The following is a 19000-nucleotide window of genomic DNA, read 5'->3' on the forward strand; positions in this document are numbered from 1 at the left end:
TTTTAAATATTTTCTTAATCTTCTTGAATAAAAGCTTTTTTTACTTTAGCAAGTAAAGAATGATGATTAAGTCGATATTCTAAAACTTGTAACGTTAATTTTGATAATTTAATTGTTACCTTATCATTTAGTTTATCATTAAAATCAAAAGTATCAACAATTAATTTTCCAAAATAGCTCAATTTACTATCTTTTTTAATATTTTTCAAAGTAATTTCATGATTTTCATCCAAAATTAGTGGTGAATTTAAACTGCGATAACTATTATTAGCTACTGGAGCAATTTCATGAAATTGCATTAAGTTATGATTTGAAATTAAAACAGCACCACCAAGTGATTTCATTAAACCCGTCGAACCAGTTCTTGTTGCAATAACTAAACCAGAACCACGAAAGTTTTCAAATAATTGATTATTAATTAACACTTGACATGAAAGAGTTGTTGTTAAATTAACAAATTTAACTTCATTAATAGCATATAAAATCTTATTATTAATATTTACTTCTAATAATGAAAATTTATTTACTATTAAATTATTATCATTTTTATCAATTCACATTAATACTTTGTCAACTTCTGTGTTTAAAAAGTTTTCATAAAAACCAAGATTACCACATTTAAAACTAACAAACTTAACAGTATTGAGTATATTATTATAATCATGAACAGCTTTTAAAAATGTTCCATCACCACCAATAATAAAAACAATATCTGGAAAAGAAGTATCTTCAAGTGCTTTAAGGGCCAATAACTTGGCCCTTAATTCCTTATCTAATGATTGAGAATTCTCATATTTATTAGCAATAATTGTAAATTTATAATTTTTCATCATGTATTCCAATCATATTTCAATTAAAATATTTCACAAGAATCTTCAAATTCGTTTTCAATAGAACCACGTAAAAATAATTCAATCTCATCTTCATTATAACCAATTTGAATACGTTGTTTATTTTCTTGAACAATAATTGGACGTTTTAAAACAGTTGGTGAAGTTTTAATTAAATCAAAAACTTGTAACATTGTTAACTTTTCAATATTAATAGCATGTGTTTTAATAAACTTTGCTCTTGTTGAAATAATATCACCAACACCATTTGGTACAAATCTTAATAATAATTTAATTTCAGTATCGGTCAATGGATTATGGATAATATTACGTTTAATATATGGAATTTTATGCTTATCAAAAAATTGAATAACTTTTTTTGAAGACAAACAACTTGGCGAAACATATATTTTAATCATGACAATACCCCTCTTTGCTTTTAGACTACATTTGATTTAAATACTCTTTTTTTAAAATTAATATTTTTTTATCTTTTAAAGATAAAAGTTAATAAACTCTACATTACTATAATAATATATATTTCCACACTATCTTTGACCAAACTTAGAAAATAAGTACATGAAAGACCTTTTCCGCTATATCCTTCACCCACATATTATATCATATTATTTTTTGAAAAATAGATACTTTTATTCCTTAAATTTTATAAAAAAATTTAACATATATTTTACTGTCAAATTTTATTTATAATTTGAATTATAATATAATGAAATTATAAAATTAAATTTTCTTTATTTTAAAGTAAATAATTAAAAATAAATAATTTTTATGCGTAAAAAACAAGGAGTTAACTAAACATGCCTATTCAAAATAATAACAGTAAATATTTTAAAGAATTTATAATTGGAACTATAATTAGTTCCACCGGAATATTATTAACTGGTCTTAGTTTATCAACTATTTTATTTTTTTTATGATAATACAAGAAATGGAAAATCAATAAAAGATAAATTAAATACTATTTTAAATCCAAATAATTTAGTAGTATGCATAATGGATTCTGTATCTTTAATTCATAGTTTAAACATAACACAATTTGGTAATAAAAAAATAACAAATGCCACTAAGGGATTAATAGAAAATATGCTAGTATCATTTTCAAAATCTAAAAAAACAACTCCTTTATTAGCAAATAATGATGTAACGAACATCAATAACTTTGAATTACAAAACCCAGTCAATAATATAAATAATAAAGTAACAATTAATACTTTATAAATATTTATCTTTTAAAGACAAATAAAAAGACTTAGTATTTTTACTAAGTCTTTTTATTTTATGAATAAAATTTAATTTAAATACTTTAATAAATTAAACTGAACTTATCATTTTAATTGATTCTGTTGTTATATCAATACCAGAATCGTTAGAATTACTCTTTTCTAAGAGTGGCTTTACTTTAGTAAATGGTTCTATTTCTAAAAGTTGTTTTTTTGTTTCAATTTCTACTTCTATCTTAAAATTATCTAAACTAGAATCTGAAATAGATGATTCATTTTCATTAATTTTTATTTTTAATTCACTTTCTCTTACTATTACTGTTTCTATATTTTTATCAAGTTTATCTAAACTAATGGCATTTAATGAATTTAATTTATCACTTTTTTCTTTTTGAAGTATTTCTAAATCAGTTAATGGTTGCGTATTTTCAATTGAAATATTTTTTAATTTTTCTCTTTGTTGTTTAATTTTTAGTATTGTATTTTCTAATAAAAATTGTTTTTGACTATTAGTTACTTTTAAATCTTCTATTTCTTTAGTATTATTCTTTTTGCTTAATTGTGCTTTTAATACTAGTCAATTTTCCTTTAATATATTTGTCTCTTTTTTATGTTTTAATATTTCATCAGACAAATCTTTTTTTTGTTTTATTTTACTTTCATTTGTCATTCGTAAATCAGCAATTTCTTTATTTATATTACTTCGATTAACAAATTCTTTATCTAATTTTTTTTGAACACTTTTGTAACTACAAAAAATGCCAAAAGTTAATATTGCAATAACACGACGTCAATTACTATCTCTTCAATCTTGTAAAAGTAAAAGATTCTGAAAAATATTTTCTGAATCTTTTACTTTTAAATTAATATCTTTATCATTACTTTCATTACTTTCAATTTCTTCTTCTAAACGAGAAATTGAATTAGTTTTTGCATCTATCTTGTCATTTAATGTTTTAATATTTAAATTTATTTCATCTATTTTTGTGATTAATTGTTCTTTAGAAGTTTCATTATCATTAAAAATAGATTGTATTTGACCGTTATTTACATCAATCTCTGTTGTTAATTGTTCCTTGTTTTTTTCTAATCTTTCAATTTCTAATTCAATTTCTGATTTTTGTTTTATTAATGCAATTAACTTTTCTAAACTTTGTAATTCCACTTTCAATTCTTCTTTTTTTAAAATTTCTTTTTTTAAATTTAATATTTTAGTTTTTTCTTCTTGTAATTTTGTCATATTTTCTTTTAATGCTTTTAAACTACCATTAAAAAAGATGATTCTTGAATTATTTTTTTTTAAATTAAATAATTCATTTCTAATTCTTTCTAAGGTTCTTCTGTTATCTACTCTGTCTAGATTTCTGTTTTTTTATATCTTTACTAGTTTCTTTACTTTCAACTTCTAAAGTATATATATATATATTCATTAACTGCTTTTAATTTATCAGTCATCTGATTAACATATTGTTCAATAAATGTTTTTTTATCTTCACTATCTTTGATATTTCTTAATTGACTTTCAGCTTTCTTCAATATATCTTCTAGTTGTTTTCTTTCAAATTCAAAACTTGCTTGTTTTTCAGCAATATTTTGTTTCTTGATTTCTAATTCCTCGAGTTTTAACCCAAGAGTTTGAAGATATTCTTTCACATTGTTTCGATCTTTTATTTTCTTTAAATATTTTTGTAAATCATCCTTATATTTTTCTTCTCCAAATAACATAAAAAAACTCCTTTATAAAGTAAAAAACCCATTACTCTTAAAAAATAAAAGCTATGGGTCAAAAACTATTTTTAATTTATGTTTTTATTATATCAAAATCAAACAAATTTTAATATAATTAATTGAATTATTTAACTTTATCATTGATAATTAATTATATTAAAAAAATAATTTGGAGGAAGCAAAATATATGGCTCGTATTATATCGGGAATAACTAGCACTGGAAAATTAACTCTTGGTAACTACTTGGGAGCAATTAATAATTTTTTAAAATTGCAAGAAGAACATGAACTCTTAATATTTGTTGCAAATTTACATGGATTAACACTACCAATAAAAGCACAAGAATTAAGAGATAATATTAAAGATATTGCCGCTTGATATTTTGCTGCTGGTATTATACCAAATAAATCTCATATTTTTATTCAATCTGATGTTTTAGCCCATAGTCAATTAGGATATATATTATTATGTAATAGTTATGTCGGTGAATTAGAACGAATGACACAATTTAAAGATAAAAGTCAAAAAATGACAAATCAACAAAATAAAACGATTAGTATTCCAACAGGTATTCTTACATATCCAGCATTAATGGCTGCTGATATTTTACTATATGACGCTGATTTTGTGCCAGTTGGTGTTGATCAAACTCAACATTTAGAATTGACAAAAACTTTAGCAACAAGAATGAATAACAATTATAAAACTGATTTATTCAAAATTCCTAAAATCATTATTGATAAACAAGCACAGAAAATTATGAGTTTACAAGAACCTGAAAAAAAAATGTCAAAATCTGATACTAATCTAAAAAATACTATTTTTTTAAGCGATAGCAAACAAGAAGTTGCCAATAAAATTAAAAAAGCAGTTACTGATTCAGAAAATATTATTAAATTTGATCCAGAACATAAGCCTGGAGTTAGTAATTTATTAACTATTTATGCTAGCATTACTAAAAAAGATATCAAAACTTGTGAACAATACTTCAGCAATCACAATTATGGTTTTTTAAAAGAAGAAGTAATTAAAGTAATAAATGATTTATTAGAACCAATGCAAAAAAAACACCAAGAATTTATTAACGAAAAATCATCACAATTAGCAAAATATTTAGAAGAAGGTGCAAATTTTGCTAATAATATTGCTACTAAAAAATTAAACTTTGTTCAAGACACAATGGGTATTAATTTTATCGAGAAAGAAAGATAGGAGGAAGAGATAATGTCTTTATACAATAAAAAACAAAAACATTTAATCCTAGTTGATTTAGATGGTACTCTATTAAAAAGTGGTGGTCGAGAAATTCATATTAATACTAAAAAAGCACTAATTGATGCTCAAAAACAAGGTCATATTGTTTGTATTGTCACTGGTCGACCTTATCGTGGATCAATTAAATTTTATCGTGAATTAGGTCTTAATACATTACTATGCAATTTTAATGGTGGCCATATTCATGATCCAAAAATCAAAAAATTCAAACGATTAGTTTTTCCAATTTCTGAAACAATTGTTAAACATATTTTAAATGAAGACTATATTTTTCAACAAATTGAAAACGCGGTTATTGAATATTACAACAAAGCAGTATGTTGAAAAAAAGATGATTTCTTTGAAACTTATTTTCATTTAGATACTATTGAGAATGATACTTTTACAATTAGTAAATTAATTCGTGATTGAAAAGGGAGCGCTAATGCCATTTTAATTGAATTTAAAGAAAATACTAATCTTGATCAAGTATATCGTAACTTAGAAAAATATTCAAACTCAATTAAGGTAAATACTTGAAATCGCTATGATAATAATAAACTAATCTTTGAAATTTCAAGTAAATTTATTGATAAAGGAATGACAGCTCGCATTTTGGCTCAATATTATAATGTTGATATTAGAGATGTTATTGCTTATGGTGATGAAATTAATGATAAAGAAATGTTGATGGAAGTTGGCTATGGTGTAGCAATGAAAAATGGTAATATTGTTATTAAAAGTATTGCCAATGATATTACTACTAAAACTAATGATGAGGGTGGAGTTGGTGATCATTTAGCAAAATTATTAAATCTTTATGAAGAAAGTGAAATTTATATTTAATAGGAATGAAAATATATTAACTATTATTTCTATATTTGTAATATGATATAGTTTTTAAAAATTAATATAAGTTTTTAACCTATTTACTTTATTTTTAAAGTAAATAGGTTTTTATTTAAAAAAGTTTTTTATAAATTTAATATACTAAAATAAAAAAACCTATTGTTTTATTTTTTAAAACAATAGGGCATTAATTTCTACTAAATATAAATATTTTAATACTATTAATACAAAAAAACTATAAAACTTCTAAAGGCAAGAAGTCAAAAATTTCTGGGTGATTGGCACAAAACTTTAATTCCGAATCATTTTTTTGTTCTTCAATTTTAATTTTTAATTCATTTAATTGCTTTTTTATTTTAAGTAATTGAGCAGATGCTGGTGGTTGTTTATCTCATTCATCAAATAATATTTTACCTGTTTTAAAAAGTTTTTCATACTGACATTTTAAACAACTTTTTTGCTGTGATTCATGATCATGGATATTTTTGCCAAACATAAAATTACCTACTTTCCTCAATTCTTTTATTTAAATTTATTATACCAAATAATAAAAAAGGAGAAATAATTCTCCTTTTTAACTAGTAAAATGCTATAAAACCGTTGATAAATAATGTAAGAAAAAACTATTTTCTAATTCTCATCCTCAATCACGCTGATTCTGGGGCGTTAAAATTCACCTAGCAAAACTTTCGGCAAAAAATTCATCATCAAGATTTATATTATATTTACCATTAAATCAGGCACTACGACCATAATTACTATTAACTGTTATTAAACCAAATAATAATTTTTGCTTAATATTAGTTAATTTTGCTTGTTGACCTAAATAATCAATTAAATATCAAGTACGATCATAAATTTGTTTGTTATCATTGTTAACGGTTAGTTTATGAGAAACTGATGTCATATTAGTATTAATATCACTATAACTGCTATCTGGTCACTTTCAATTAGCATTAAATGAATTTCTTTCATCAGCACTTAAACCAATAAAATTACTTAAAGCATGACCATATTCGTGAGTTGTAACACTAATTATTTGATCTGAAGATCAAAATCCCTCTTGAAATTGTTGATCAATTAAATTAATATTTGCAAATTCAGGACCATAACCCATACGTTGATTATCAGCTTTTGAATTAAAAGCAGTTCATGCTACTGTGCTATCACTTACAGCAACTAGTGCTACTTTTTGAATTAGTTTAATAACAGTGTTTTTATGAAAAACTTTAGCAAAAATATTATAAAAACGTAATTGTTGTTGCTCTGCTAATTGTAATTGTTCATTATTTAAACCAGCTTTTTTATACATTTCAAATCAATTAACATCAATGGTTTTACCACCAATTTTAGTATGAGTTAAATCATATTGTAAACTATCATAATTACTTCAAATTACATCACTTTTATTTATTATCATACAAGTTATTAAATTCATCAATACTTTCTTTACTTGCCATTTGATGTATTTTATATTCATATTTTTTTACCATCTTTGCATCTTCTGGTGAAAGTTTTCATTTTAATAAACTAGCATTAGCATCATGCTTATTTAAATAGACATAATGATCACTGTCTGGAGAAAACGTTAACATTAAACCATTAACTGTTACAAGATTTAATGCTGTAATCATAGTTACTAATTTAATACCTTTTTTCATAATTAACCTCTCCTTCATATCATAATTATAATTATGATTTTACATTGTAGCATTTAAATAAAAATACTGCACTAACTATTCTCATTTATTTTTAATTTTTTTATTAGTAAAAATTTCAACTTCAAAAACAGCAAATTCTTTGCGAACCTTTATAACTTTAAATGAAAAATTTCGAAATTTTAAAAGTGGGCTATTTTTCCTTACTTTCTTTACTTTTGTTTTAAACATATATCATTCTTGGACAGTTTGTTTATTATAATTTGGAGGTTTTCTTTTTAAATAACGTTTAAATAATACTTCAAGTTTTGAAGAACCATCAACACGAAACTTATGTGTTCCTATTTCTTGTATCAATCCAATTTCATCAGTTTCATCATAAATTTCACCAACTAATTCTTCAAGAATATCTTCAAGTGTAATAATACCATTAAAATCTTTTTTATCTTTATTATTGCAGACAATAGCCATATGCATTCTTTCGGTTTGTAAAATTTCCAATGCTTCATTTAACTTAGTACGCTTAGAAATAAAAATTGCTGGTAACATTAATTGTAATAAATCTGGATTTTCATTTTCTAACATATTAATAATAAATTCTTTAATATTTAAAATACCAATTACATTTTGATTAACATGATCTAAAACAGGAATTCTACTATATTTTTCTTCTAAATATAGATGTTTAATAACTTTAGGTAGCGTATCATCATAAATATATTTAATTTTACTTTTGGGATGCATAGCTTGAAAAACTGATTTTTCATCAAATTTAATTGCAGATTCAATTAAATCACGTTCTGCTTTTTCAAGAACTCCTTCTCTTTCAATTATTGAAATCAGTTCAATAAGTTCTTGTTCAGAACTTGTTGGTTTTTTACTTTTAAATTGAAATAAAGTAACAATAAAAGTTATTGGATAAAAAATAATATTAAGAATATACAAAATATATGCATAATTTAAAGCTATTGTCTCAGGATGTAATTTTGCAACACTTTTAGGTATAATTTCACCAATAATTAAAACAACAATCGCCGAAACTAAAGTTGATATTAAAGGACCATAAGTAGGAGAAACATGAAAAGAATCAATAAATAATATGGTACTTAAAGTACCAATTCCAACATTAATTACTGTGTTACCAAGTAAAATTGTTGTTAAAGTTACATTATAATTTTTAACTAACTTAAATACAATATTAGCACGACGACTTTTCTTACTACGTAATTTACCAATAGATTTAATTCTTATAACATTTAAAGAAGTTAATGATGTTTCAGCAGATGAATAAAAACCACTTAAAAATAATAAAACTAGCAATATTATTAAATAAATATACCAATTACTGTCCATATAGAAAAAAAAATACTCCTTTTGATTTTTATATTGTTATTAAGATTATAACATAGTATACTTAGTACGTTATATTTAATTATTAATTTATTACTCATATAACTTTATGATATTATATTGAAGGTGATGAAAATAAATGCGTAAAAAATTTGGACTAATAGCAGCCTTAATAATAGGCACAACAACTAGTTTACAAGTTAGTGCTTGTACAGATGATTCAAAATATCAAGAATTTATTAGTGATGTTAATAGTGGGCATGCTTTTTTTGGCATACTTGGTGCTGCTGATAATCCACTTTCTAAGCAAATTATTGACGGTTTACACACAATGCAAATCAAAAATAATAATGTACCAAGTAAATGAGATAACTGATTAACAGAAAAGAAAACTGAAATAAACAGTGTTACTACTAATGGAACTATTGATATTAAAATTTATGAAAAATCTCCTTATGCCAACCCTAGTAGTGATATTGTTAACCAATTTTGAAATGATAAAAAAATTAGTTGACAACAACAAATTTATCATTGACTACTTGACCATAAAATTTCTGATAATAGTTCAGCACCTGTTGCTGATTCAGGTGTCAAGGAAATTCAAAATCCTGTTGATAAAGAAAGAGCATTTAAAGCTTTACCAATTGTTTTTATTGTTAATAAAGGTAAACTAATAACTGTTGGTCAAGAATGAGGAACTATTGATGGTCCAAATCAGTTTTTTGATCAACTAACAGCTTTAATCACAGGTAATCTATTAAAAACTGCTGCTAAAAAAACTATATAATTTTTAAAAGAAGATAATTATATATCTTCTTTTACTTTTTTATTTCTTAATATTTTTTATTCCATTTTTTATAAATTTATATAACTAAAATACGTGTTTATTTTTTATTGTATTTTATTTATAAGGTGCTAAAATTTTAGTAGATAAGCAGATTTAGTAAAAATAACAATAATTCTAAACATTTCTAACTCATTACTTTAAAAAAAGTAATGAGTTTTATAGTTAAAAAGAGGTATCTAAAATGAATGATTTACTTATTAATAATACCAGTGAATTGGTAACTTTTAATACTAACAGTACAGATCCTACTAATATAAAAAATATTACTTGAAAAAATTCTATTCAAGAATACAAAAATAAAGTTGAACAAACATATCAAAATTTTTTAAAATCACAAGAATGAGGAAAAAAGTTAAGACAACAAATAACAACGCCATTAACAACAACTAAAAACAAAAATAGACATAAAAAAAGAAGCACAAATATATTGGTTTCAACACTCACAACTGAACAAATACAAAGATTATCAACAAAACAAATAAAATGATTAACAAATTGACAAATTAAAACATTTACAGCAGAACAAATAAAAAGTTTTACACTTCAACAAATACAAGCACTCACAAGCGAACAAATACCCGCATTAATTCCACATCAAATTGAACAATTTACATTTTGACAAATCTCTGCTTTTACAACAGAACAAATACAAGTACTAACAGAAAAACAAATACAAGCATTATTACCTGAGCAAATACAAAGTTTTACAAGTGAACTGGATAGGTTACACTTTATTGGACACTAATTACGTAGACAAGTGAACAAATTAGTTAAAAGAAAGGAACTATAATTATGGCCAATATTAACTCATATACCGATGAATTTAAAAAACAAATAGTAGCTTTATATCAAAGCGGTAAGTCAGTGTCTTGTCTTGCTAAAGAGTACAATGTTACAAGAGCAGCTACTTATAATTGAATTAAGCAATTTACTAATTCAGGCAGTTTTAAAACTAAAGATAATCGTTCTATTGAAGAAAATGAATTAATTAAATTAAGAAAAGAATTAAAACAGTTACGAATGGAAAATGATATTTTAAAGCAAGCAGCACTAATAATAGGCAGAAAATAGAAATTATTGCTAAAAATAAAGTTAAATATAAAATTCGCACAATGTGTCGTTTTTTAAAACTTTCTAAATCAACATATTATTTTAATTTAAAGGAAAAAGAAAAAAAACAAAATAATATTTATGATGAAGCTGTTATTAGTGCTTTTAAAGAAAATAAAGAAGTTTATGGAACAAGAAGATTAAAAGTTGTTCTAAAAGAAAAGAATATTTATTTGTCACGCAGAAAAATTAAAGAAATTATGAATAAACATAATTTAATATCAAAATACACTAAATTATCATTCAAAAATCATCATAATAAAGTCAACGATAGTCAAATAACCAATATCGTTAATAGAAACTTTAATAATAGGCTTAAAAATGAAGTTATTGTTAGTGATTTAACTTATGTTCAAGTTAATGGTAAATGAAACTATATTTGCCTATTAATTGACCTATTTAACCGCGAAATTATTGGACATAGTGTAGGTACTAAAAAAGATGCATCATTAGTACATCAAGCATTTATGCACTCAAATCGTTGTTTAAAAGATATTCAAATATTTCATAGTGATCGCGGTAATGAATTTAATAATAAAATTATTGATAAACTTTTACTAGCATTCAATATTAATCGCTCTTTAAGCAAAAAAGGTTGTCCTTATGATAACGCTGTTGCTGAAGCAACTTTTAAAACTTTCAAAATTGAATTTATTAATGATAAAAATTTTACATCATTAATCCAATTAAAATTAGAATTATTTGATTACATCAACTGATATAACAACATAAGAATTCACAGCACTTTAAACTACTTAACTCCAGTTAATTATCAAAAATAAATGTCTACCAAAAAATAGTCCTAAAAAGGGTTGCCATTCCAGAACAAATACCTGCATTCACAATAGAACAAATTGAACTCTTTACAAAAGAACAAAAAGAAGTATTTTGACCAAAACAAGTAATCACAAAAATTAACACCATGGATTCGCAAAATCAATCAATAACAACTGAATTTAAGCCAAATTTACCAAAAATTTAAAAAAAATTGTAACTTAAAAGTTACAATCTTTTTAAAAATCAATTTAAAATAACTTATATTGAAATAAAATTAAATTTTTGACTACTATTAATAGTAGCCTCTCGTTCAGCATTTTCTATTATTTCTTGAATATTAAAAAAACTATCATAACTAATACTATGTTTTAATATTAAAGTTCAGCACTACCAAAAGTATTATATGTTCTAGTAAATCCAATAACAACTACTTCTTATAATGAATCAACTTCATTTTGCGTTATTTTTTTATATAAAACCATTCTTTCATTTTTTAAAAATATCACTAAAAAATAAGCAAGTAAACTATTACTAAAATGATATAACTAACATAGTATCTTTACTAAATTTTTTTAATTTATCTATTTTACTTAAACTATTATTTAAAATAGTTTCTAAACAAAAATTAATCTTTAAAAAAGAAAAACTATAAAAAAGAATTAATTAATTCACTACTAATAAAAGTAGTGGGTCTCATAATAAAGTCATTTCATCCATTTACAAATTCAAATTTGGTAGTATTTTTTCAATAGTTAGTTATTGCCACAATTGGTGACATAATTATTGAAACTGTTCATGATAAACTAATTAAACTAAATGGTTTTATTCCTGATTTTCAAATAGGAGTAGTGGTAGTTTTAATATTATTGTTATTATTAGTTAATAATGGTAATTATGAATCTGTTAATGATTATGACAAAATTAAATCATCCTTTTTATTTTCATTTTAACTATCTAATTTTGTTCTTGTAAAAATGTTAATAATTGCTCAATTGCTGAATTATGATGAGAAATTTTATTTTTATCTGCTAATGACAATTCACCTAAAGTAGCATGTACTACTGGAACATAAAATATTTGATCGTAACCAAAACCATCATTACCTTTTATCTCAGTAGTGATTTCACCTTCAAGTTTACCAATAAATGCTTTAGTAATCTTATGATCAAAATCAACATAAGCAATAGCAGAAATAAATACTGCTGCACGATTAGTTTCACCTTCCATTTGTTCTAAAATGTCTAACATTGCATCATGATAGGACATTTCTCCCTTTCATCGTGCTGAGTTAATACCAGGAAAATTATTTAAAGCCAATATTTCTAATCCTGAATCATCAGCAATAACAGGACCATTCACTAATTTTGCAAGTGTTGTTGCTTTTAAAATTGCATTTTCAATAAATGATGTACCTGTTTCATTAATTTCAAGAGGAGAATTAAGATCTAACATTGATTTGACATTATATCCCTTTGTTTGTAATATACTCTTTAATTCATTAATTTTACCGATATTATTAGATGCAAACCATAAGGTTTTAGCAGTCATTAATAATCAATCCCTTCACGAGCAATTTGACCTTGTTCAAAATAATGTTTAATTGATTTAACTTCACTAATTAAATTAGCACATTGTTCTAAGGCAAAAGATGCATATCTACCAGATAATGCAATTTCAATATGTCTTTTTTTATTTTTTAAAATTTCAATTAAGTCTTGTTCTTTAATCAAATTATTTTGAATACACCCTAAAATTTCATCAACAACAATAAGATCAGTATTATCACTTTGACTTAACAGTTTTAATCTAGTAAGACCATAATTAGTTTCTTGTTTTAATTTATTTTTTTCTTCTTCATCCATTTCTCAAAAAAATTTTTGCGAAGATTCATAAAAACTTTCAATTTTAAGTTTAGTATTTTGTTTTAAAAAATTAATTTCACCAGAAGGACGATTTTTTAAAAAACGTAAGTAACTAACATTAAGATTATTACCCAATGCTCTAATTACCATACCATTAAGAATTGAGGTTTTACCTCTTCCTTCACCTTTATAAATATGAATATAACCTTTTTTTAACATACTATCACTTACTTTCAATAATTTTTATTTAATAAATTGTATAATTTTATTACGGACAATACAAGCAAAATAGAGGTGTCATTTTGAAATTTAAAACTATTAAACCACCATATCAATTAGAACTATTAAAAACAAAAGGTTTAACCAATGACTTATTTTTAGTAAATAAACATTTTTTTTTAAAACAATCTAAAGATATTTTGCAACCTTTTTTGAATTTTACAAATCAAATTAATGTTATTAAATTAATTAAATCAAAAAAATTTACATTACCTATTAATGAAGTCAATATTAATAATAATAAACTATTAACCTTAATGCCATATTATCATAATTTAATTAATTTAAGCGAACAAATAATTAATAAACAAATATTAGAACAAATTTCATCATTGGTAAAACAACTACATAATATTAAATTTGATAATAAATCATTAATTAAAACTTGAAAAGGCTTAGAACAACTTAATTTATACTGTAATTTAACTACTAGTAATCCTTGCTTAGAAAAAATAACCAGTGAGGTAATCAAATGAATTGCTACTTATCAACCAACAACAATTGTTTTATCTCATAATGATTTAACATTAAATAATTTTGTTAAAAAAAATAATTGCTGATATTTAATTGATTGAGATTTTGCCTGTTGAAATGATGAATTATTTGATATTGCCTCTTTTGCTTCTGAAAGTTTAACTTCTGAAACCGAAATTAATACTTGATTTAATTGTTTTAATTTAAATAATGAACAAACAATTATTGCTAAAAAATGAATGAATTATCAAAATTTAATTTGATATTATTGAGCTTGTTATTTATACGAACAAACTAATTTAAACATATATAAAGAAATTAGTGAAAGTAAATTAACTAATCTATTAAAATAAGTTATTTAAATAATTCATCATTTTAAGTCTGATTATGTAGTTTTAACTTCTTAACAAATTGAACCATAATTAGGTAATTTATTAGTAGTCTGTTTTTTTTGTTCAATTTGTTTTCCTTGTAAATTTATTTCTACTATATTATTAACAGCTGAAATGTTTGATTCTATTTCAATAACTATACATTTATTATTTGAAGTGTGTTCTTGTAACAATGGCATTCTTTCATCATTTACAATTTGACAATTATCATTTGAAGTAATATTTTTATGTAAATTTTCTTTATAATCACAGTTTGCACAAATTTCATTATTATCTTTTATTTGATTTATAAATTCTTTTACTCAATATTTCATTATTTATTTACTCCCTTTTTTCTTTTTTATTTTTCATTAGCATATACAATAAAATTTAATTTTACTGGAAATAGTTTTTAATAAATAGTATTTATAATGTTTAATAATTATTGTAAATATAAAGAATATCACAATTATTATGGCTTTAATAATTTACTACTAGAATTAGCAAAATATTTAATTGTTTCTATTAAATCTTTATCCACTTGTTTTTTTAAATCATCTAAATTAGTAAATTTTAAATTATCACGAAGAAAATCTAAAAATCTAACTTTAATGATTTTTCCATATAAATCTTGATTAAAGTTTAATAAGTAAGTTTCAACTAACGGCTTATTATTACGTAACATAATTACTGTCATACTTTGATATCATTTATTATCTACTTCAGTAAGCGTAATATAAGTAGCAAGACCTGGTAGTGCATAGTTTGTTAATAACGATAAATTAGCAGTTGGAAAATTAATCGTTCTAGCCTCTTTAATACCATGAACTACTTTACCACTAATTGTATATGGCTCTTGTTGTAAACAAAGATTAGCACTACTAATATCTTTATTTTGTAAAAGTTGTTTAATATAAGTTGAAGAAACTTTGTTATTATTAACAATAATATCATTACAAAGATAAACTTGTAATGAAGATTGTTGTAATGTTTTAATATTACCTTGCCCTTGATAACCAAACCTAATATTTGGATTAACAACTACTGCTTTAACATTATTTGCCAATAATCACGAAATAAATTGCTCTGGTGAAAGTGTTGCTATTTCTTTACTAAACTTAATTTCCCAATAATAATCAAAATTATATTTAGCAATTGTTTTAATTTTATCTTCATTACTTAATAAAACCTCATTATTTTTATTACTAATTACACTTTGTGGTTTTCTATCAAAACTAATAATACATGTTTGATAATTATTTATTGTTGAATTAACTAATAATTGTTTAAATAAGGCTTGATGACCTTGATGAATACCATCAAAAAATCCTCAACAAGCAATAATTGGTTTAGACATCAATTTTTGATTTTGAATATTTAGATTTTTCAATTTTAATATCTTCATTACATTTAAAACCTCGTTGGCTTACGTATAAATTATTTTTTTGATTACGATAAATAGCTAATGGCAAATGTTCAGAATTAACAACTAAAACATATGGCTCATTAGTACTATCAATAACTAAAGGTTTACCATCAATAACACTTTTACTATTATCAACAACAATCGCTGGCATAATATTTTTAACACCATCATAAATACTAATATGATTTTTACTAACTGTTTCTTCATTGATAACATCTAAATTTAAGGCATTACTTAAATCAAAACCCGATTGATGAATTCTTCTCAAATAAGTTAAAGTTGCTGATGTATGTAAAATTCTAGCAATGTCAGTAACCAAAGCTCGAACATAAGTTCCTTTTGAACATACTACTTCAAAAGTAACTAAATCATTATTAAAACTAATTAATTTTAAAGATTTAATATAAACCTTACGTTTTGGTAATTCAACAGGAATATTCTCGCGAGCATATTCATAAAGTTTTTTACCATTAATTTTAACTGCTGCATAAGCAGGAATTATTTGCTCATATTGACGATTATTATAAAATTCAAGTGCTTTAACAATTTCTGATTCTTTTAAATCAAGATGTGGTTTTGATTCAATAATTTTACCAGTAATATCGCCGGTGTCGGTTTTTAAAAATAGTTGCATTTTTGCAATGTAAACTTTATCACTTTTTAAAATAAAATCACTAATTTTGGTTGCTTCATTCACAAGTACTACCATTAGTCCTGTTGCTAAAGGATCTAACGTACCTGTATGACCAATTTTATTTAATTTCAAACGTTTTTTAATAACAACAAGACAATCTTGTGATGTCATAAATGAAGGTTTATCTATTAATAATATATAATCTTTTAACATGCGTTTCACCTACTTTACTTCTTTATCAGAAGCTATTTCTTGATACTTTTCAACATGTTTACAATTTGGATAATTAGTACACCCTAAAAATTTTCGATTTTGTTTTGAAGATTTAACAACCATTCAACCATCTGTACATACTAAACAAGGTTTAATTTTTTCTAATTGTTTTTGAATATATCGACATTTTGGAAATGCTGAACAACCGTTAAATTTACCATATCTTCCTGTTCTTTGCACAAGTGGGGCACCACAAAGTGGACAATCTTGATCTAATAAAACTGGTTTAATTTTAAACTCAGTCATTTTATCAAAAGCATCATCAATCCTTGGTTCAAACTTAACTCAAAAGTCTTTTACCACTTGATGCATATCAAAATTACCATGAGCAATTTGATCTAATTGAGTTTCAACTTGTGAAGTATATGTCTCATTAATAATATCATAAAAAAACTCTTGAAGTTTATCATTAGTTAAAAGACCTTTCTCAGTAGCTTTAAAAGACTTATTTTCAATAATAACATAACCGCGTTCTTTAATAGTGTTCATAATTGGATTATAAGTTGATGGTCGACCAATTCCTAGTTCTTCTAATGTTTTAATTAATTTAGCTTCTGTGTATCTTGGTTTTGGTTTAGTAAAGTGTTGCTGTAAATTTACTGACTCAACTTTAATAATTTGATTTTTTTCAAATTTTGGTAAAACTAAAAGTTCTTCATTTTCAAGACTTTCTATATCAAGCGTTAAAAATCCTTTAAACTTGATTTGTTGTCCTGTTAAACGAAATTGATAATCATTATTTTTAAATAAAACAGTAGTACTAATTAATTGTGCTGGTGCCATTAATGAACTAAGGGCACGAAAATAAATTAAATTATAAAGTTTTAATTGATCTTTATTTAAAAAATCAATAGCACGTTTATTATTCATTGTTAAATCAGTTGGTCTGATTGCTTCATGAGCATCTTGCACATTTTTTTTATTAGTCTGTTCTTTCTTCTGCCCAAGATATTGGTCACCATATTCATTAACAATTAATGTTTTGGCATTTTCAATAAATTTATCATTTAAACGTATTGAATCAGTACGAGGATAACTAATAAATCCGGTAAGTGTTCCATTAACATCAATTCCTTCATACAATTGCTGAGCAATAAGCGTTGTTTTAGCAGTACTAAAATTTAATTGCGTTGATGCTGCTTGTAATAAACTACTAGTAGTAAATGGATTTAATGAATTACGCTTACGATTTTGTTCAGTAACAGAAATTACTTGATAACTATCACTTAATGCATTTTTAATAGCAACTGCTTCTTGTTCATTATTAATAACTAACAGTTCTTCTTTATATTTTTCACAATTTAATATTATTTTTTTTTGATAAGTACTATTAATTGTTCAAAATTCTTTACTAATAAAATTAGTAATTTCACGTTCTCTTGTTGCTATTAATTTTAATGCTACTGATTGTACTCTCCCTGCACTACGTGAACCGATCTTTTTTTGTAATAGATTACTTAAGCGAAAACCAATGATACGATCAACCATTCTTCTTGCTTCTTGACTACGAACTAATGGTAAATCAATACTATGTGGAGATTTAAATGCTGTTAAAATTGCATCTTTAGTAATTTCATTAAAAGTTATTCGTGATGATATATTACTTGTTGCTAATACTTGATCTAAATGATAAGCAATTGCTTCTCCTTCGCGATCATGATCGGTTGCTAGATAAACATGAGTAATACTTTTTAATTTACTTTTTAATTCTTTTACCTTTGGCATTTTTTTGCGATCAATTTTGTAAATTGGTTCAAAAGTTTCTAAATCAATTCCCAAACCATATTGACCTTTAATTGCTAAATTACGAATGTGTCCATCCGAAGATAACACTAAATAATCATTACCTAAATATGATTGTACTGCTTTACTTTTAACTGGAGATTCCATGATTACTAATTTTGATGGCATCTTATATCTTCCTCTATATATAATTTATTAACTTTATTCAAATACTATTTTGTAATATATATAACTTTAACGCGAAAGTCAATATTTTTTTGGATATATGCTTTTTTATAAAAATTTTAAATAAC

General features: G+C 23.8%; 21 protein-coding genes. 7 read left to right on the forward strand and 14 right to left on the reverse strand.

Features of this window, described 5'->3' with window-relative positions; translation table 4 throughout:
- Nucleotides 1–14: 14 nt before the first annotated feature.
- Together AACK89_RS02010 and AACK89_RS02015 are read right to left on the reverse strand one after the other, a co-directional pair.
- Nucleotides 15–830 carry an NAD(+)/NADH kinase gene (locus AACK89_RS02010; RefSeq protein ID WP_338978925.1) on the reverse strand — a complete coding sequence of 272 codons (816 nt, stop codon included), beginning with the start codon at nucleotides 828–830 and terminating at the stop codon, nucleotides 15–17.
- Between the two features lie 23 nt (nucleotides 831–853).
- On the reverse strand, nucleotides 854–1249 hold the full coding sequence (locus tag AACK89_RS02015; protein WP_174481244.1) for a Spx/MgsR family RNA polymerase-binding regulatory protein: 396 nt from the start codon (nucleotides 1247–1249) through the stop codon (nucleotides 854–856).
- Nucleotides 1250–1844: 595 nt separating this feature from the next.
- On the opposite strand from AACK89_RS02015, the gene AACK89_RS02020 reads away from it, so the two are divergent.
- On the forward strand, nucleotides 1845–2069 hold the full coding sequence (locus AACK89_RS02020; protein WP_338978926.1) for a hypothetical protein: 225 nt from the start codon (nucleotides 1845–1847) through the stop codon (nucleotides 2067–2069).
- 93 nt (nucleotides 2070–2162) lie between these two features.
- Here AACK89_RS02020 and AACK89_RS02025 read toward each other — a convergent pair whose 3' ends face one another.
- Both AACK89_RS02025 and AACK89_RS02030 read right to left on the reverse strand, forming a co-directional pair.
- On the reverse strand, nucleotides 2163–3311 hold the full coding sequence (locus AACK89_RS02025) for a hypothetical protein (RefSeq protein ID WP_338978927.1): 1149 nt from the start codon (nucleotides 3309–3311) through the stop codon (nucleotides 2163–2165).
- Nucleotides 3312–3463: 152 nt separating this feature from the next.
- Entirely contained in the window at nucleotides 3464–3796 is a 333-nt protein-coding gene (locus AACK89_RS02030) for a hypothetical protein (protein ID WP_338978928.1), read from the reverse strand.
- A gap of 190 nt (nucleotides 3797–3986) precedes the next feature.
- Here AACK89_RS02030 and trpS point away from each other — a divergent pair, with 190 nt between their 5' ends.
- Together trpS and AACK89_RS02040 are read left to right on the forward strand one after the other, a co-directional pair.
- Entirely contained in the window at nucleotides 3987–5012 is a 1026-nt protein-coding gene (trpS, locus tag AACK89_RS02035) for a tryptophan--tRNA ligase (RefSeq protein ID WP_338976206.1), read from the forward strand.
- A 12-nt stretch (nucleotides 5013–5024) separates the two neighbouring features.
- Nucleotides 5025–5900 carry a Cof-type HAD-IIB family hydrolase gene (locus AACK89_RS02040; RefSeq protein ID WP_338978930.1) on the forward strand — a complete coding sequence of 292 codons (876 nt, stop codon included), beginning with the start codon at nucleotides 5025–5027 and terminating at the stop codon, nucleotides 5898–5900.
- A gap of 238 nt (nucleotides 5901–6138) precedes the next feature.
- Here AACK89_RS02040 and AACK89_RS02045 read toward each other — a convergent pair whose 3' ends face one another.
- The 4 genes from AACK89_RS02045 to AACK89_RS02060 all read right to left on the reverse strand — a co-directional run bounded on the left by AACK89_RS02045 (nucleotide 6139) and on the right by AACK89_RS02060 (nucleotide 8914).
- Nucleotides 6139–6399 (reverse strand): hypothetical protein, encoded by a 261-nt coding sequence (locus AACK89_RS02045; RefSeq protein ID WP_281749201.1) that lies wholly within the window; start codon nucleotides 6397–6399, stop codon nucleotides 6139–6141.
- Between the two features lie 93 nt (nucleotides 6400–6492).
- A complete protein-coding gene (locus AACK89_RS02050) occupies nucleotides 6493–7323 on the reverse strand; it encodes a hypothetical protein (RefSeq protein ID WP_338978931.1) in 831 nt (276 codons plus the stop codon).
- Entirely contained in the window at nucleotides 7310–7564 is a 255-nt protein-coding gene (locus AACK89_RS02055; protein ID WP_338978932.1) for a hypothetical protein, read from the reverse strand. The genes AACK89_RS02050 and AACK89_RS02055 overlap by 14 nt, the downstream gene beginning before the upstream one ends.
- A gap of 75 nt (nucleotides 7565–7639) precedes the next feature.
- Nucleotides 7640–8914 (reverse strand): hemolysin family protein, encoded by a 1275-nt coding sequence (locus tag AACK89_RS02060; protein WP_338978933.1) that lies wholly within the window; start codon nucleotides 8912–8914, stop codon nucleotides 7640–7642.
- A 136-nt stretch (nucleotides 8915–9050) separates the two neighbouring features.
- Between AACK89_RS02060 and AACK89_RS02065 the strand changes: the two genes are divergently transcribed.
- The 3 genes from AACK89_RS02065 (at nucleotide 9051) to AACK89_RS02075 (ending at nucleotide 11650) form a co-directional block, all read left to right on the forward strand.
- The gene (locus tag AACK89_RS02065; RefSeq protein ID WP_338973840.1) at nucleotides 9051–9698 is read left to right on the forward strand and encodes a hypothetical protein; all 648 of its coding nucleotides are present in this window, start codon (nucleotides 9051–9053) and stop codon (nucleotides 9696–9698) included.
- Between the two features lie 241 nt (nucleotides 9699–9939).
- Nucleotides 9940–10503 (forward strand): hypothetical protein, encoded by a 564-nt coding sequence (locus AACK89_RS02070; protein ID WP_338978934.1) that lies wholly within the window; start codon nucleotides 9940–9942, stop codon nucleotides 10501–10503.
- A 47-nt stretch (nucleotides 10504–10550) separates the two neighbouring features.
- Nucleotides 10551–11650, forward strand: a protein-coding gene (locus AACK89_RS02075; protein ID WP_338977768.1) for an IS3 family transposase whose coding sequence is annotated in 2 segments (ribosomal slippage) — nucleotides 10551–10794 and nucleotides 10794–11650 — 1101 coding nt in all. Because the reading frame shifts where the segments join, the coding sequence is not laid out codon by codon here.
- 949 nt (nucleotides 11651–12599) lie between these two features.
- On the opposite strand, the gene rdgB is transcribed toward AACK89_RS02075, so the two are convergent.
- Nucleotides 12600–13193, reverse strand: a complete 594-nt coding sequence (rdgB, locus tag AACK89_RS02080) for an RdgB/HAM1 family non-canonical purine NTP pyrophosphatase (RefSeq protein WP_338978935.1) — start codon at nucleotides 13191–13193, stop codon at nucleotides 12600–12602.
- Nucleotides 13193–13744: a cob(I)yrinic acid a,c-diamide adenosyltransferase gene (locus AACK89_RS02085; RefSeq protein WP_338978936.1), complete on the reverse strand. Its 552-nt coding sequence runs from the start codon at nucleotides 13742–13744 to the stop codon at nucleotides 13193–13195. Before AACK89_RS02085 ends, rdgB begins: the two co-directional genes overlap by 1 nt.
- A gap of 65 nt (nucleotides 13745–13809) precedes the next feature.
- Here AACK89_RS02085 and AACK89_RS02090 point away from each other — a divergent pair, with 65 nt between their 5' ends.
- Complete coding sequence (locus AACK89_RS02090) at nucleotides 13810–14613, forward strand: phosphotransferase (RefSeq protein ID WP_338978937.1); 804 nt, start codon at nucleotides 13810–13812, stop codon at nucleotides 14611–14613.
- Between the two features lie 50 nt (nucleotides 14614–14663).
- Here the strand turns inward: AACK89_RS02090 and AACK89_RS02095 are convergent, their stop codons facing one another.
- From AACK89_RS02095 to topA, 4 genes are all read right to left on the reverse strand, one after another.
- Entirely contained in the window at nucleotides 14664–14966 is a 303-nt protein-coding gene (locus tag AACK89_RS02095) for a hypothetical protein (RefSeq protein WP_338978938.1), read from the reverse strand.
- Between the two features lie 137 nt (nucleotides 14967–15103).
- On the reverse strand, nucleotides 15104–15988 hold the full coding sequence (ribF, locus tag AACK89_RS02100; protein WP_338959141.1) for a riboflavin biosynthesis protein RibF: 885 nt from the start codon (nucleotides 15986–15988) through the stop codon (nucleotides 15104–15106).
- Nucleotides 15981–16904, reverse strand: a complete 924-nt coding sequence (gene truB, locus AACK89_RS02105; RefSeq protein ID WP_252320746.1) for a tRNA pseudouridine(55) synthase TruB — start codon at nucleotides 16902–16904, stop codon at nucleotides 15981–15983. Before truB ends, ribF begins: the two co-directional genes overlap by 8 nt.
- 9 nt (nucleotides 16905–16913) lie before the next feature.
- Nucleotides 16914–18875 (reverse strand): type I DNA topoisomerase, encoded by a 1962-nt coding sequence (gene topA / locus AACK89_RS02110; RefSeq protein ID WP_338978939.1) that lies wholly within the window; start codon nucleotides 18873–18875, stop codon nucleotides 16914–16916.
- Nucleotides 18876–19000: the final 125 nt, after the last annotated feature.

The organism is Spiroplasma endosymbiont of Panzeria rudis (assembly GCF_964019705.1).
Taxonomy (GTDB): domain Bacteria; phylum Bacillota_I; class Bacilli_A; order Mycoplasmatales; family VBWQ01; genus Spiroplasma_E; species Spiroplasma_E ixodetis_A.